Below are 17,346 nucleotides of genomic sequence, written 5' to 3' on the forward strand. Positions count from 1 at the left end.
TTGACCACGAGCCCATAACGGTTTCTGTTGAAAAATGAGTACGTTGCAGCACTTTAACGCACCACTGCGACCTGCCGGCGCCCCTTTACAGCAACAACTCCATTCACTTGAAAGTCAGCCTGCAATGGCAGGAACTGAGCAAACACTTTACACTCTGCTCTCACTAACACGCTCAGCAACGGCAGCGAGTATTGCCAGCTGTGGACTATTGATCACCAAGGAGTAAACATGAGCCAGCAACGCAGTATTTTAATCACCGGCTGCTCTACCGGCATCGGTTATTATTGCGCTCACGCTCTCAAGCAAGACGGCTGGCAGGTAATTGCCAGTTGCCGGCACTCAGAGGATGTCGACCGGCTAAAGTCCGAAGGGTTGCAAGCCATTCAGCTGGATGTGGCCGACTCTGACAGTATTTTTCAGGGGTTGGAGCAAGCCTTAGCGTTAACCGACGGCAAACTCGATGCCCTGTTTAACAACGGCGCCTATGGTCAGCCCGGCGCGGCTGAAGATCTAACCCGCGCAACCCTGCGCAAACAATTTGAAACCAATTTTTTTGGCTGGTGTGAATTAACCAATGCCGTTATCAAGGTAATGCTTAAGCACAATGGCGGGCGTATTATTCATAACAGCTCGGTTCTGGGCTTTGCCGCCATGCCATTTCGCGGTGCTTACAACGCGAGCAAATTTGCCCTGGAAGGCATGGCCGACACCATGCGCTTAGAGTTGGCCGACACCGACATTCAACTGTCTTTGATTGAACCCGGACCTATTACCAGCGACTTTCGCAAAAATGCATTGCGAGCTTTAGAGAGTAATATTGATTTTAATGAAAGCCGGCACGGCTTTAAATACGCCGCCGCTGTACACCGGTTGGCCAAAGAAGGCCCTGCCTCAAAATTCACTTTGGGCCCAGAGGCGGTCTATAAAAGACTGACCCACGCCTTAAACGCGAAACGAGCCAAGCCCCGCTACTACGTCACCTTCCCAACTTATTTGATGGGGACATTAAAGCGGTTTTTATCCACCAGAATGATGGATAAAATATTGGGGCGTATTTCCAGTTAAATCTTACTGCCAGAATTATAGGTAACATCATGGATTATAAAGAAATAACCTTGCCGGCCAATAAATCCATAGCCTTGGTCGCACACGACAATAAAAAACCCGATATTGTTAAATGGTGCCGGGAGCACAAAGCGGTTTTAGCCAGCCACACCCTGTATGCCACCGGCACAACCGGATCGGTTATCAGTGAAGCAACAGGCCTAACCATTGAGCGTTTAATCAGCGGGCCTTTAGGTGGCGACCAGCAAGTGGGCTCATTGATAACCGAAGGTAAAGTGGATTTTCTTATTTTCTTTTGGGACCCGTTTGAGCCTATGCCCCACGACCCAGATGTAAAAGCACTACTGCGTATCGCCGCGGTTTGGAATATTCCGGTCGCCTGTAACATTATCAGTGCTGACTTTATGGTCAGCTCACCGCTGTTTTCAACTGAGTTTAATCGCAGCGTGCCCGATTATGAGAGTTATATCAAAAATCGCACCCAATAAAAAAGATCTTTTGTAGATCTGTGTGGAGCCATGTTTATTATCTACATGTCGAAATAAGGGGTCGCACGATTTAAGCGAAAAATTAATTTTACAATGTGACGCTATCAATAAAGGCTGTAGAAGGCTGCCGCATACGCGGATACCTTATAAACTCGTGTCGCCGAGCGTGGCGAGTTACTTTTCTTTGCGTGGCCAAATCAAAGTAACAAAAAGAAAGGCCAGCCCGACATCTGGCCCTACGGGTTCCCTCTCTCCAGCCTATTGTAGTGGGCCGTATCGACAGGTCATCCATGCCCTGACGATACTTGCGTGAGCGTCCTGCTCACTTACCCTCTAAAATAAGTATCCGTTCGGCTCAGTTGTAGGGGCTTAAAGCGTTAGCTATTGAACCAACTCTCGAATGTTGTTGCAAAGCTACTTGCATGCTCAGTATGCCCTGAATAGCTAATGGGTATTCAAATGCCGACCAAGCTTATGTGCTCAATCAGTATCCACGGTATTACCGAATAGATCAGTGGATACTAAACAAACTTACGAGGAGCCATAAAAAAAGCCCGCTAACGCGGGCTTTTTTATGCAATATGCTCAAACCTTAACAGCTAACTTTCAAGACCCAAGCGCATGGTACTGGTCTATCTATTGTAGCTACCTACTAATGGCTCAACTCAAGCAGTAGCTTGTTAAGCTTTTTCACATAGGCTGCCGGGTCCGCTAAGTGAGCGCCTTCGGCTAAGCTCGACTGATCGAACAGCACATCAGACAAGTCCGCAAAGCGGTCTTCGTCTTGCTCTTGATCGAGCTTCTTAACCAGCGGGTGCTCGGGGTTTAACTCAAAAATAGGCTTAGAGTCAGGCACTTTTTGACCGGCTTGCTCTAACAGGCGGCGCATTTGCGCACCCATTTCATCTTCCGGCACAACCACGCACGCGGGTGAGTCCGTCAGGCGATGGGTAATGCGTACTTCAGCCACTTTTTCACCCAGTGCTTTTTGCACACGCTCGATTAAGGGCTTCATGTTTTCGGCCACTTCTTCCTGAGTTTTCTTCTCTTCCTCAGAATCCATGCCGCCTAAGTCCAGCTCACCTTTACCTACGTCGGCAAGTGACTTACCGTCAAATTCCATCAGGTGGCTCATCAGCCATTCATCTACCCGATCTGACAGCAATAACACTTCAATGCCTTTTTTACGGAAGACCTCAAGGTGTGGGCTGTTTTTAGCTGTGTTGTGATTATCCGCCGCTATGTAATAGATTTTATCTTGCCCTTCTTTCATGCGGACAATGTAATCGTCCAGCGACTGATCTTGCGCATCGGTTTCGGTGTGGGTACTGGCAAAACGCAACAGCTTGGCAATTTTTTCGCGGTTGGCAAAATCTTCTGCTGGCCCCTCTTTGATTACTTCGCCAAATTCATTCCAAAAGGTTTGATATTGCTCAGGGTCGTTTTTGGCAAGTTTGGTCAACATATCCAGCACACGCTTCGTTAACGCGGTACGCATGGAGTCGATGTTCGGATCTTTTTGCAAAATCTCCCGCGACACATTGAGTGACAAGTCGTTAGAGTCGACCACCCCTTTAACAAAGCGCAGGTACAACGGTAAAAACTGCTCGGCATCGTCCATAATAAAAGTACGCTGCACGTAGAGTTTTAGGCCACGGGCACCGTCGCGATTATAAAGATCGTATGGCGCTTTGGCAGGAATAAACAGCAAGCTTGTATAATCCAACTTGCCCTCTACCCGATTGTGGCTCCAGGTTAATGGGTCCGCATAGTCGTGACTCACATGCTTATAAAATTCTTTGTACTCTTCATCACTCACCTCAGAGCGTGAACGCGTCCACATGGCGGTAGCGGTGTTGATCACCTCATCTTCCGGCTCAGCGGGGGTTTCTTCGTCCTCGCCCACTGGTTGCTGCTTCTGCATAACCACCGGAATTGCGATATGGTCTGAGTACTTCTTAATGATAGTGCGCAGACGCCAGTCATCGAGAAACTCTTCAGCGTCAGCTTTTACATGCAGCTCAATTGAGGTACCGCGGCCCGCTTTTTCGATATTTTCAATCTCAAACTCGGCGTCGCCATCACACTCCCAGCGCACCCCTTGGTCAGCAGCGCTGCCGGCCTTGCGGGTTGTCACAACTACCTTGTCGGCAACAATAAAAGAGGAGTAAAAGCCCACACCAAACTGACCAATCAGTTGGGCGTCTTTTTTGTCGTCGCCGGTTAGCTGCTCCATAAAGGCCGCAGTGCCAGACTTGGCAATAGTACCCAGGTTCTCAATGACCTCGTCGCGGTTCATGCCAATGCCATTATCACTAATGGTAATGGTCTTTGCGTCTTTATCGACGCTGACGCGCACCTGAAGCTCTGAGTCACCCTCGTACAAAGCGTCATCTTTTACGGCCGCAAATCGCAGCTTATCGGCCGCATCAGAGGCGTTAGAGACCAGCTCACGCAGGAAAATTTCGCGGTTGGAATACAGCGAGTGGATCATTAGGTGCAGAAGCTGCTTGGCTTCTGTCTGAAAGCCACGGGTTTCTTTTTGGGCTTCTAGGGTCATCGGGTTCGCTCCTATCTACAAAGAACCTACTATAAAGTACCTAGCCGTTAGGGCTGTTTACGTCTGGTTCAATAATTGGGGGCTAAGCTTAAGTTTTCAAGCCCTGCAGCAGTGGAAAAACCTTGCGCGGTAAAAGTCTGAGGAAGGTGATATACAGGAATAACAAATAACATTAAGAACACATGCTATATCATTGATATTTATGATTATTATAAAAGGATAAAGTCACAGGAATCGCCGGATTAGTTGACCTTAGAGCCTTTAGAACCTGCCCGGGCCCACCCAGACAGCGCTATAGCACAATCTACCTATAACCCATTAAGCGTGAGTGCCCCACCCCGTAACCCGCAAGCGTTACGGGGTAATGGCCCATAACGCAGGAGAGCTTAGACTTAGGCCGATGAGCCGGTGCGCAACTTAGCGAACCACTGGCTCAAATTGTGGAAAATAAGGTAGTTGACCGGCACCATTAACAAGGTGACAAAGGTGGTAAAAATGATGCCAAAACCTAGTGAAATCGCCATAGGAATCAAGAACTGAGCCTGAGTTTCCTTTTCAAACAACAAGGGCATTAAGCCAAAAAAGGTCGTGAGCGATGTGAGCATCACCGGCCTAAAGCGCGCCGCGCCCGCGGTAAGGAGTGCATCCATAACACTGCGCCCCTCGGCGGACTTTTTATTAATGTAATCCACCAGTACCAGTGAGTCGTTGACCAGCACACCCATTAGCGCCAACATGCCGAGCAGGCTCATAATGGTTAATGTCATGCCCATCACCCAGTGCCCCACCATGGCGCCGATGACACCGAAAGGAATTATTAACAGAACAATAAAGGGCTGAACATAGGACTTAAACGGAATTGCCAACAAACAGTAGATTACAAACAAGACCGCGCCCAAGCCGTAATAGAAGTTCAGCATAGACTCGGCCTGCTCTTCTTGCTCACCACTTAATGAATAACTGACGCCCGGGTAACGTGCGATGACATCGTCCACAAAGAGCGTTAAATCACTCACCAGAGCGCTCATGTTAACGCGATTTTTTTCCACGTCGGCCACAACATTGACCACCCGAAAACCATCTTCGCGTTTGATTTCCGTCGGGCTGGAGTCTGGGGTCAGCGTCGCTATTTGCGACAGTGGCACCGCGACGCCCTGCCCGTTACTGATTAGCATATTATTTAAATAGGCGGTGGAGTTACGCTCGCTGCGCGGAAAGCGCACCATAACCCGCACATCGTTGCGTCCGCGCTGTATGCGTTCAGCCTCCACCCCAAAAAACGCCTGCCTGACCTGGCCGATAACATCTGAGCGGGTCACGCCCATTAAGTGCGCCTCGGGTTTTAAGTCGATGCGCAGCTCTTCTTTGCCCTGAGACAGGCTATCGCTAATATCAAACACACCATCGTAGGTGGCCAATTTTTCCTGAATTTCAGCCGAAATAGCCTGCAGCGCTTCAAGGTTATCTGAGCGCAAAACAATATCAATCGGGTCACCGGAGCGACCAAACTCCGCCCTAAAGGCAAGATTCTCCGCCCCGGGAATGGGGCCGATTTGCTCGCGCCACTCTTTGGCCAATTCAAGACTCGACACATTAATAGAACGACTCTCGGCCGGTGCCAGCTCAAACCTGGCCCGCCCCAGGTGCGAAACACCACCAAAACCGCCGGTACGTACTAAAATATCGCTAATAATACTTTCGCCGGAGGACTCATCGGTGTATTTGGCTTGCAGGTCTTGCGCGGCCTGCTGCACTCTTTGCATATGAGAGTCGGTCACCTCAAACGGTGTGCCCGTCGGCATGGTAATATCCAAACTGACGGTTTCGCTCGGAATTCGGGGAAAAAAGGTAAATCGAGTGTGGCCGGTATTAATGGCGGCGATAATAATCGCCAGCGCGCCAAAAAAACATAAACTGGTAATGAGTTTGTTGTGTAAACAACGCTCCAGCAGTGGCTGATAAAACTTTAAAATGGCACGCTCAAAGCCATTGGCAAAATCGCGCTGCCAGCGCTGTAACTTGCTAGAGTTTTCACCCTTGCCAACCCGAATATGCTTTAAGTGAGCGGGCAGAACTAATTTAGACTCCACCAATGAGAATAAAAGTACCGGCACCACAATCAATGGAATTTGAGCAAAAATATTGCCGCGATTACCCCCTAGAAACATCAGTGGTATAAAAGCCACCACCGTGGTGATAACGCCAAAGGTCACCGGGACAGCGACTTCTTTGGTGCCATTAATAGCCGCCGACAGGCCAGATTCCGATGTCTGTAAATGGGTATAGACGTTTTCGCCGGTGACAATAGCATCGTCAACCACAATACCCAGCACGATAATAAAGGCGAACAAGGTAATCATATTAAACGACACACCCAGTAGGGGCATCATCAACCAAGCACCGCAAAAACTGATGGGAATGCCTAAAAACACCCAAATGGCCACAGAAGGTCGTAAAAATAACGACAGCAACAGTATTACCAAAATGCCGCCCTGAATGGCATTTTTGGTTAGGGTATTAATGCGTTTTTTAATGACGGTCGACTTATCGTTCCAGTAGGTAAGCTCAATATTGTCGTTTAGAGTCGCCTGGCGTTTGTGCACATAGTCTTTAACTTCATCGGCCACCTTAATTACGCTTTGGTCACCCACGCTATACACATCTAAAATGGCGGCCACGCGGCCATTAAAACGGGTTCGCACCGCCTCTTCTTCAAAGCCATCGGAAACTGTAGCGATGTCGCCCAGTCGCAACAGCGTGCCATCGGGCAGGCCTCGAATCACAATGCGTTCGTACTCGTTTTTGCGGTAGGCCTGGCCCTTGGAACGAATCAGTACATCGCCACCTGAGGCGGCGACATTGCCACCGGAAAGATCGAGCGAACTCTGCGCAATAGCCTCGGCCACCTGATCAATGGTCAGGCCAAACTCGCGCAATCGGTCTTGCTCAAGCTCGACGGCAATTTCATAATCTCTGACCCCGACAATCGAAGCTTGTGTCACCGTGGGTAATTGCAGTACATCAAGCTCAAGCTGCTCGACCAACTCTCGCATTTCAAGCTCGGAAACATCACCGGCAATGGTGAGCGTAATGGCTGCGCGCTGGCGTCGGGACAGTGTTATAACCGGCCGCTCGGCATCTGCCGGAAAAGTATTAATGGCATCCACCCGCCCCTTAACATCATCCAGAAGTTCGCGCGGGTCGTAGCCCTCTTCTACGTTAATGCGAACACTGGTGCCGCCCTCGGAGGATTCACTGCTGTAATCTTCAATGCCCGACAGGTCTTTAATCGACTCTTCAATTCGTGTGGCCAAACCGAGCTCGGCATCTTCCGGGGTGGCGCCTCGCAAGGTGACATCAACGGTAATACGCCGACTTTCAAACTCCGGGAAAAATTCCAGGTTAATCACGTTGCTCATTGAGTATAAACCCAGCAACGCAATGGTAATCATCAATAAATTGGCAGCGACATCGTTCTTGGCAAACCAACTGATCATGGTGCCGCTCCGGCAGGCTCGGCTGTAGGAACCCTATCTGAATCACCCGCCTTCGTTTTACTCATACTAAGGTCGGATTCACCACCAAGTGCAGCGGGGCTGTGACCGGATGAAACACTGACCAAAGTGCCGGAAACAACCTGCCCCAGTGGCGAGGTTACAACCTGGTCACCATCCTCAACGCCCTGAGTAATAATCGCAAAGTCGCCATTTTGCCAACCGATATCAACCGGGGTGCGAAACACCGCTCCGTCACGATACAGATACACATAGGCGCCCTGATAAATAGACTGGTTGGGGATGCTAATGACACCCTCCTGAGTAACGCCTTCAATAATCGCGGTTACATACTGACCAATTTTTAACGGAAACCGTCCCACCGAGCGCTCGCCAAAAGGGTCTTCTATTCGGGCAACTACATAGAGCTGCCGGCTACTACTGTCGATTTTGCCCGCGGTACGAACAATATTGCCCTGCCACACCTCGTTTTGAGCTAACTCAGAGCGTATGCTCACCTTGGGTAATGGTTCGGTAGACTGCGCCTGAGTGCGATAGGCCTCCGGCAGAGACAGCAGTGCAAGATCCTGATTTTTAACCGGCAGGCGAATTTCCACCGCATCCGTCGCGTATATTTCACCCAACTCGGTATTATTCGCAATGACCTGCCCCACATCCACACTGGTGGAGAGCACGCGGCCATCATAAGGCGCGCGGATTGACGTGCGCTCCAAATTCACCTGCGCCTGCTTTAACAATGCCTGAGAAGATGCCACCCGAGCCTCCGCCGCCCGCATATAGGGCTCGCGCAGCACCAGTGGCCGCGCAGCGACGTTACCACCCAGCTGATCCCAATCCACCCGCGCTTGCTCAGACCGCGCCACCTCTTCGGCCAGCGCCTGCTCCGCCTCCGCCAGCGTTGCCTTGGCGATGGATAATTCGATTTCATAATCGGTAGGCTCAATTTGCAGCAGCAAATCACCCTTCTGGAAGAAACTGCCGTCGGTAAAGGATTCAGAAATGCGCTCAACCCGGCCACCGACCTGAGAGACCAAACGCGTTTGAGTGCGCGGCTCAACCAGCCCATACGAGAGTACCTCCGGGGCAATGTCAGACTTGTGAACTGGCAGCGTCTCCACACTGATTTTAGGGCCATCGCTCTGAGGCCGGGTACCCGGTGTTGGCTTAGAATTAACCAACACCACAATAATGACCGCCACCAAAAGCACAATGGCCACCGGTATTATGATTTTTGTCGGGGTTAGACCGTCTTTCATACTACTTCTCATTAGACTTAATTAGCCCCCAAACCAGTCAGGAGACAAATAAAAACGACAATGCCATAGCCGTGAAACAATGTAAATTAGAGAAGCTGGGCTTTTTATACACGCGGGAGGGCCAAGGAACGGCAACAAAGGGATCGACTAATAAGAAAGGTACAAGCATCAAGGTCAAAATAGGCCCACCAGAGCGCGCCAGCCCCTTCTGCACCCGGATTGGCTCATCAGTTAAGGACAGGGCGAGCAATAGCGATATGGCGCTCCTGCACCCCAAGCTTTTGTAGAATCGCTCTAACTTGTTCTGCATGAGCTACGCTGTTATCAGCCTGAATAACGACGCTATAATCCCCACCATTAGCCAATAAGTGCGAGACTTTTTCTGACAATTGAGTAATGTCTAGCGAAGATTCGTCGGTCGACATGAAAATGTCGCTTTAACAGCAGCTATGAGGAAGTTCTTGACCATCATAAACGCTATGATTCGTAATGGTCAGGAGTGGGCGTATTAAATATTTTTAGCTACGGGTTGAATCACAGTCGCTTGTTATACGACTCCTTAATATGGAACACCACCGCGTGAAATGATTCGTTCAGCGTCTCGATCATAGCTATCGGCCACACCCCGCAAGGTCGTAGCTAATCGTTGGTATCCAACATTCTCAACCTGGTCGGCTCGCTGCCGATATTTTTCGGCTAACGCTATCTCAGGCTTAGCTTCAGGGTCAACTGTGTGGACACCTCGAGAATTATAAATGCCCGTGCTATATCCATCGCGTAGGCTAGAGCGATCTCTTTTATTCATTGCTTCTGCAATCACGGGGTGAATCCATAAGCCATCTGACCCCTCTGGGGAATTGACTAGCACATCCCCAAGCTGAATCATCGCAACATCATAATGCCCCGAGGCCTTGACTATTTCTTCCATGGCAGTCAGCCACCCCGTAAACGCATCTGGTTCGAACTCTCCATCCGCCCGAGTGCCTGGAACAACTCTCCATGAAGAAAGTAAACGGTATGCATTGGTGGCCATACTACGACGCTGCTCGGAAGGCTCTTCTGGCTCTGCGTCCTTAGCACAATAGATCAATTGAATAAGCTCACAGAAAAAGCTGGGATCGGAAGCGAGCCTGTTTTCCAAGGTGATTGGGGAACCATCACTATGCCTGTCAAGAAAAGACACATATGCCCATTCAACATGAAAGAGCTTATCTTGATCGGTAGCAGCATTCTCTTGAAGAGCTTTAATGATTTTGGTGATGTGGTAACTGTCAATTCTTCCAGTAGGCTCTTCGGTCTTTACTAACGCCAACAAAGCGTCACAGGCCAATTCTGGGTTGATATCTTTCTTCTTATATAAGTCTCTCGCAAACCCCTCAACCGCAGCATTTGGCCTGCCAAACTCAAGCAACTTCCCGAGAGCATGCTCAGTATCGTCTTCTGCCTGATAGGTATTAGCGCTGGTGTTATTCCAGTACTCATCTTCGTTTTCACCAAGCAACTGTGCAGCTCTATCCCAGGCATTTCTCTCAAACGGCAAAGCACACAGCAGTAAGGCTATCTGCTTTGGCTCCCAGCCTGCCTTATTAATCTCATCAAACCACTGCCAGCCACCCATGAACCTCCGACGCCATGCATAGGCAGCTACGAACGACCAAAGCTTTTGATCTGCCATGTCCAGCAAGCCGGGTAAGAGGTCTGTATCAAATTCAGGTTGATCCATGTCCGCCAGCACATCACCCACAAGATGAGCATTGGTAACTGTCCGAGCAAACTCTAGAACCTGAGGAAGGCCTCCTTCGCCCAAGATATCCCCTATGGCTGCTTTCCGTATTTGGAATAATTTCTCTTGTTCTACCTGCCAATCTCCATCGCCTTCATAAAGATAAGCATCAATATCTGAAAACAGGCGCTTATTCAGTAAGCTAGGGCTTTGGGGCGCCAATTGACTTGCTATTTCCTCAATTGGAAGTAGAGAATCATCCCCTAAGGACCACTTGGCATCTGGAAAACGGCGGTGGTGGGCAATTAATTTGCACAGTGCCCCCCAGAGTGGCAAACGCTCTTCCTCAGAGAGCTTTAAACAATGATCAGATGCCAGCTTATCTCTCAACATTTCAGAGGCTGGCGGTGGCAAGTGATCATAGTTACGCGCCAAAGACGCGAGCTTAACGATATTGAAGCCCGCCTGTTCAACAATCAATTCAGCACAAAACCGTGACTGCTCCCAATATTCGTTATTCGTAACACCTTTCCCCCATTCATCAGGTACCGTTTCTCTCCAGCTAGGTTTATGCGTTCCAGAAGTCGTTGAATGTTGATTTGGAAGTAAGCTTTCCAGCAACTTCCACCCGACTTCAGGCTGCTCAACACAGATTGTCTTAAGTGCAGCCTGCCGCTTTTCAATCGAAGCTGTTGTATGTGGTAACCAGGGAAGAAAAATATCTGTCAGCGAATTACCGGGCCTATTTACCCAGTTACCCCCCGGGTCATGTGAGGCTATCTCTGCTAAAACAACCGCAGTACGGCTCAAGTAAGTCTCCTCCCAGGCGATACCCTCAAGCGCCCATAGAAGACCAGTAATATAGTTTCTGCCGAAAACCCCCGTATCTTCTTGCTCAAACAACCTATCAAAGGGTGAAGACGTGGAATCTATAGCATTTTCTACTGCCGATAGAAATTCATCTGGACTCGCTTCTGAAAGGATTGGTAGCAAGCTGTTCAGGCTACCCCAGAGAACCCAATCACTTTCCTCGAACAATTCACGCACTGATAATGCTGCAATAACATCTGCCTTGCCCTGCGTACAATTAATTAAAGAGGTTGCCCGACAACCGATAAGTGCTAATGATTCCGCCAAGCCCTCACGCAAATTGACAGAATGCGGTAAAACCTTTCCATGGATGGTAGCAGCGTATCGCTCTTCACCCGGCAACTCAAAAGAAGGATCTTCAATTCTGAGAACCTCTAGGGCAACGGCTTTGAAAGTATCCAAGTGATTGTCAAAAAGCCTGCCTCCTAACTCCTGCCAGGAGTTCAAACGATCTTTGAAATTCCATAAACCATTTTTATAAGACAACGGACAATCATGAACTTGCAAGGTCTCTCGCAGTTCAACTATCCAGTTGCTGTAGTCCTCCCCAACTATCTGCGTAACAATCGCGATGTCTGCCTCATTGTTTTCTTTCCAACTACCGATTAGATTTGCAGCTGCCAGCTTTTGAGCAGATGCGTGCTGATTCCAATCAGTTGCAACTGGCTGTACCTCGACGTCACCTTTTATTTCTTCCTTGGCGAGCTCCTTAGGTATATGTGTAATCTCACGCTCTCTGAAATGCTCGACCAAATCATCAGGTAGATTATTAAGAGTGATTGTTCCCGCGTATTGATTAAAATCTTGTACCTCATTGACTATCTGGCACCAAATTTTATCGGGGATATCCTTATTGAACTGAGCAATGTGCGAATTCAGCAGTGACGAAATTGCACTTCCCTTTTTTGCAAGATCATAACCGAGAAGATGAAAATGTTTAAGGAAATCGTACAATTCTTGTTCATCAACATCACTGCCTTTATTGGCGACTTTGAGCTGTGCTTTAAAGGCTATCAGTTTATTCCTGACATTATCTGAGCAAAAATGAGCCCGCTCCACTTGGGTTAAAAACTCATCAGCATCGCGTGTGTGGCGGGCATGTTCTAACAGCCCATTAACACCATCGGAATCGGTGGCATTGATTGGACCTGTGATTAGAGCAATTACGTCCTTACCTTTAGTAAAGGCATCGGGGTTATTAAAATCATTCCAGGCTGCGTGAATAACCTCGGCAAATAATTTGCTCTTGGCGGTAATTGCTATCGAGTTTTTTACCTGTCCAAGCAATCGTCGGCGTTCATTGTTTACCGGATTTTCAACAAATACTATCAGATCATCTGTATCATAGCCTGCTACCTTGCCCTGTAGCTTGATTTCTGCGATTGGCCATGATGGCAGGCAAGGAGCGTATCCGCCACTCAACATTAAAGTAACAAATGTGGCCTGGATATTGGCCTCAAATCTTGCGCCACCACTGCCTGTTGAAAATGGATTACTGAGTTGCTTTCCATCCGTTGCCATTTATTGAAATAATCCCTTTTATCTTGTTTTATTAGTTTGGTTTAGCCTAATTTTTTGTATCAATAAGGCTCGGCTTCAGCCGTATGACGCTCGCAACAGCAGAAAATTGTGAGCGCAGCGAGTTATTTTTCTGACTGCATGCGTTTGCTATTCATTTTCTACTATGACACAAAGTTTTTTATAAAATGGCAATATAGGGAAACGTGCATTTTCGTTGACACCAACTATATCAATTACATGACGTGAATTGACTCTAAATTTATTATGCCACTCTGAGTAAGTAGTAACAATTATTGAGTTTGAAATTTCAGGAAATTGATTCGCTGTAATGTCAACGATTAGATCTCCCTGCTGAGCCCAAACATGTGAGCCAATTTTTTTGGTGCTACCTTCAATATATTGGAAGTCACCGAACCCATTTTGCTTTAAGTAAGTTCCAATGATTTCAGTTGAGGAACCACAGCTTCCAGAAGGAAAGTCTTTAAAAGACATGTGACGCTTTAAGGGTTCAATTCCGTTAATTGCTTTTATAAATTTTGAGCATATTTCTTCGATGTTTTTCATATTTGCATATCGCGCATGCGCGTTATCGCTCCTTGAGAAAAGGCCAGGAATACGACACAAGCTTTTGATTTCTAAGCGAATTAACTTATTCATTAGTTTAGGGAAGGGAGAGCAAAGCGAGCGTGCGCATTATCTCGCACACGGGGTCTTGTTATCTAACCTTCCAATTTGGTTAAGACACTGACTATAAAGGTTTTTTTATATATTGAAAACCGCAAAGCGTGCGTCTGCGTGTGGATAAGCGTACGAAGCCAACAATTGGGGTTGAGCGTCTGATGTCTGACGCAAAAAGAGAGATCTCTACGAAGTCCCCTTCCCCATCGCATCCAGCCTCATTTCGCGCTATTTCTGTGGGTAAGCACGCATGGATAATGTGAGTGTCTGATGTCAGATCCAAAAACCAAACCTACTACGAAGTCCCCTTCCCCATCTCATCCAGCCGAATTCGAGCTAATTTTGTGGGTTAATTGCACATGGACGTGCAATTAAGGAAAAGCGCTGGGAAGCGATCTTTTCCGACCCTCAAAATTGGCTTGAATTCGGGAACCCGAAGGGCTGAGATGTGCGGGGTGAGTTTCTTGGCTACTTCTTTGCTCACCAAAGAAGTAGCTCGCCCGCCCGGCGACAGAGGGCGATATACACGTCGGATGTCGGATGTCGGATGTCGGATGTCTGACTGGAAATGAAAATCGACGTCTGAAGACCGACGCAAAACCCACCCCAAAACCCCACACAACAAACAAAAAAAATGCGCACCTTAAAAGGTGCGCATTCCACAAAACCATACTACGGTTAAAGCTTAAACCATCTTAACCGGCTCAGCTTTCGCATCCGTTGTCATGGCCTCAACCGGCGGACGGAAGTCCGTCAGTTTGATACCGCGAACCGCTGCCACATACTCAGCGGCCGTTGGCATACGACCCAGCACGGCGGACAGTACCACAAGCGGTGTCGAGCCAAGCAGTGACTCGCCTTTCTTGTCGTTGCTGTCAGCCACTACACGGCCCTGGAACAGACGCGTAGAAGTTGCCAGTACAGTGTCGCCCGGCTCGGCTTTTTCTTGGTTGCCCATACACAGGTTACAACCAGGGCGCTCCAGGTACATAATGTTTTCGTACTTGGTGCGCGCTTCGCCTTTCGGGTGGCTGTCGTCAAACTCAAAACCGGAGTACTTCTGCAATATCGCCCAGTCGCCCTCGGCTTTTAGCTCGTCCACAATGTTGTAGGTCGGCGGTGCCACGACTAATGGTGCTTTAAACTCAACGGCGCCTTTATCGGCTTCGATATTGCGCAGCATCTGGGCGATGATTTGCATATCGCCTTTGTGCACCATGCACGACCCCACGAAGGCCAGATCAACGGTTTTATCACCGCCGTAGTATGAAACGGGGCGAATGGTGTCGTGGGTATAGCGCTTCGACGGGTCGTCGTTGTTTACGTCTGGGTCGGCAATCATCGGCTCGTTGATCTGATCCAAATCAACCACAACTTCCGCAAAGTATTTTGCAGTGTTATCAGGCTTAAGCGCCGGGTTGGTGCCCGACTTGATTTCTTCAATACGCTTGTCAGCCAGTGCGATCAAACCGGCAAGGGTTTTTGCTTCGTTGTCCATACCCTTATCAATCATGATTTGGATACGGCTCTTAGCCAATTCGAGAGAGCCAATCAGTGTTTCGTCATTAGAAATACAGATAGAGGCTTTCGCCTTCATCTCGGCGGTCCAGTCGGTAAAGGTAAACGCCTGGTCTGCCAGCAAGGTGCCAATGTGCACTTCGATAACACGCCCCTGGAAGACGTTTTCGCCACCAAACTGCTTCAGCATTTGCGCTTGGGTTGCGTGTACCACATCGCGGAAATCCATGTGGTCAGCCATTTCACCTTTAAAGGTTACTTTAACGGACTCTGGAATAGGCATGGCCGACTCACCCGTTGCCAAAGCAATGGCCACGGTACCCGAGTCGGCACCGAAGGCAACACCCTTGGACATACGCGTGTGGGAGTCACCGCCAATAATAATGGCTTGGTCATCGACGGTAATGTCATTCAGCACCTTGTGAATCACGTCGGTCATAGCCGGGTATTCACCCTTAGGGTCACGCGCGGTAATCAGGCCAAAGTTATTCATAAATGACATCAGACGCGGGATATTGGCTTGCGCTTTTTTATCCCACACAGACGCCGTGTGACAACCGGACTGATAGGCTCCGTCGAGCGCAGGTGAAATCACGGTTGCGGCCATGGATTCCAACTCTTGCGAGGTCATCAAGCCGGTAGTGTCTTGCGAGCCGACAATGTTCACCTTAACTCGAACATCGGAACCGGCGTGCAGCGGCGCATCAGAGGCAACGCCCACGGCGTTTCTGTTGAAGATTTTTTCTACCGCAGTCAGGCCCTGGCCGGCGTGAGATATTTCACTAGAGGGAGCATAGACGTCAGCGGGCTCAACTCCGAGCACTTCGGCGGCAAAGGTTTGCAGCTTCTTGCCGAATACCACAGCGTAAGAACCGCCAGCGCGCATAAATTCCACTTTTTGTGGGGTGAATGCGTCCGCAACATCCGCGACAACGGCACCGTCTTTATACAGCTTTTTCTCTTTAGAGTTGATGGTCAGTACGGTGCCAGTGTCTACCGAGTAGACTTGCTCCAGCACGGGCTCACCGGCATCGTTTCTGATGACTTTGCCATCGGCATCGGTCTTTTTGACCCAGTTTTTCAAATCAAGGCCAATACCACCGGTAACTCCAACGGTGGTTAAAAAGATGGGGGAAATACCATTGGTACCCGCCACGACAGGCTTCATATTCACAAATGGAATGTACGGACTGGCGGGCTCGCCGGCCCACAGCGCCACATTGTTAACACCCGACATACGTGATGAACCTACACCCATAGTGCCCTTCTCGGCCACCAACATCACTTTTTTACCTGGGTTGTCGGCTTGTAGCGTTTGAATTTTTTGCTGCGCTTCGGGGGTGATCATGCACTGGCCGTGCAGTTCACGGTCAGAGCGAGAGTGCGCCTGGTTACCTGGCGATAATAAATCGGTAGAAATATCACCCACCGCAGCCACATAAGTGACAACATCGGTGGTCTCTTCCAATTCGGGAAGCTTGGTGAAAAACTCGGCCTTGGCATAGCTTTCCAGAATCTCTTTGGCAAGTGCGTTGCCTTCTTTATACGCTGCGCTCAAGCGGTCGTAATCGGCTTCGTACAGAAACACCTGGGTCTTTAATACTTCAGCGGCAGATTTGGCGATCGCTTCGTCATTCCCAAGCGCCAAGTCAAGCAGCACTTCGATAGACGGGCCACCTTTCATGTGCGAGAGCAACTCAAACGCAAATTCGGGGGTGATTTCGGCAACCGTCTCTTTGCCCAGAATAATATCTTTTAAAAATACCGCTTTAACGCCTGCGGCACTGGTGGTGCCTGGCAAGGTGTTGTAGATGAAGAACTTCAATGAGTCTTCGCGGTGCTCGTGCCCGGTCTCTTTGATTTGCTCGATAATTTCAGACAGCAAATCAGCGCTGTCGATGGGCTTGGGCTGCAACCCTAGCTCCGATTTGCGGGTTTCGATCTCAGCCAAATACTCTGCATATAAACTCATAATACTTCTCCTGACTCAACTCTTTATACAAGCGCTGTATTTGTGTCGCCATTGCGCAGGCGCACACGCTTCTAAGAAAAACTGGACACATTTAAGCACCGCCAGCCCATCAATTTAGGCAAACAACACCACCGCAGGCTATCACTCGTTACTTTTTAGTTTTTTTATTACCGCAATCTA

General features: G+C 48.9%; 9 protein-coding genes. 2 read left to right on the top strand and 7 right to left on the bottom strand.

The window, feature by feature from the left end:
• The first annotated feature begins 228 nt into the window (after positions 1 to 228).
• Together Q4563_RS01550 and Q4563_RS01555 are read left to right on the top strand one after the other, a co-directional pair.
• Positions 229 to 1,065 (top strand): SDR family oxidoreductase, encoded by an 837-nt coding sequence (locus Q4563_RS01550; RefSeq protein ID WP_303603387.1) that lies wholly within the window; start codon positions 229 to 231, stop codon positions 1,063 to 1,065.
• A 29-nt stretch (positions 1,066 to 1,094) separates the two neighbouring features.
• Complete coding sequence (locus tag Q4563_RS01555; protein ID WP_215977494.1) at positions 1,095 to 1,553, top strand: methylglyoxal synthase; 459 nt, start codon at positions 1,095 to 1,097, stop codon at positions 1,551 to 1,553.
• Between the two features lie 652 nt (positions 1,554 to 2,205).
• On the opposite strand, the gene htpG is transcribed toward Q4563_RS01555, so the two are convergent.
• The 7 genes from htpG to Q4563_RS01590 all read right to left on the bottom strand — a co-directional run bounded on the left by htpG (position 2,206) and on the right by Q4563_RS01590 (position 17,166).
• The gene (gene htpG / locus Q4563_RS01560) at positions 2,206 to 4,113 is read right to left on the bottom strand and encodes a molecular chaperone HtpG (RefSeq protein WP_303603388.1); all 1,908 of its coding nucleotides are present in this window, start codon (positions 4,111 to 4,113) and stop codon (positions 2,206 to 2,208) included.
• Positions 4,114 to 4,505: 392 nt separating this feature from the next.
• The gene (locus tag Q4563_RS01565) at positions 4,506 to 7,610 is read right to left on the bottom strand and encodes an efflux RND transporter permease subunit (protein ID WP_303603389.1); all 3,105 of its coding nucleotides are present in this window, start codon (positions 7,608 to 7,610) and stop codon (positions 4,506 to 4,508) included.
• Positions 7,607 to 8,884 (bottom strand): efflux RND transporter periplasmic adaptor subunit, encoded by a 1,278-nt coding sequence (locus tag Q4563_RS01570; protein ID WP_303603390.1) that lies wholly within the window; start codon positions 8,882 to 8,884, stop codon positions 7,607 to 7,609. The genes Q4563_RS01565 and Q4563_RS01570 overlap by 4 nt, the downstream gene beginning before the upstream one ends.
• A 227-nt stretch (positions 8,885 to 9,111) precedes the next feature.
• The gene (locus Q4563_RS01575) at positions 9,112 to 9,309 is read right to left on the bottom strand and encodes a hypothetical protein (protein ID WP_303603391.1); all 198 of its coding nucleotides are present in this window, start codon (positions 9,307 to 9,309) and stop codon (positions 9,112 to 9,114) included.
• 134 nt (positions 9,310 to 9,443) lie between these two features.
• Positions 9,444 to 12,998 carry a hypothetical protein gene (locus Q4563_RS01580; RefSeq protein ID WP_303603392.1) on the bottom strand — a complete coding sequence of 1,185 codons (3,555 nt, stop codon included), beginning with the start codon at positions 12,996 to 12,998 and terminating at the stop codon, positions 9,444 to 9,446.
• A 147-nt stretch (positions 12,999 to 13,145) separates the two neighbouring features.
• The gene (locus Q4563_RS01585; RefSeq protein WP_303603393.1) at positions 13,146 to 13,562 is read right to left on the bottom strand and encodes a hypothetical protein; all 417 of its coding nucleotides are present in this window, start codon (positions 13,560 to 13,562) and stop codon (positions 13,146 to 13,148) included.
• 799 nt (positions 13,563 to 14,361) lie between these two features.
• A complete protein-coding gene (locus tag Q4563_RS01590) occupies positions 14,362 to 17,166 on the bottom strand; it encodes a bifunctional aconitate hydratase 2/2-methylisocitrate dehydratase (protein ID WP_303603394.1) in 2,805 nt (934 codons plus the stop codon).
• Positions 17,167 to 17,346 lie beyond the last annotated feature (180 nt).

The organism is Gilvimarinus sp. 1_MG-2023 (genome assembly GCF_030548285.1).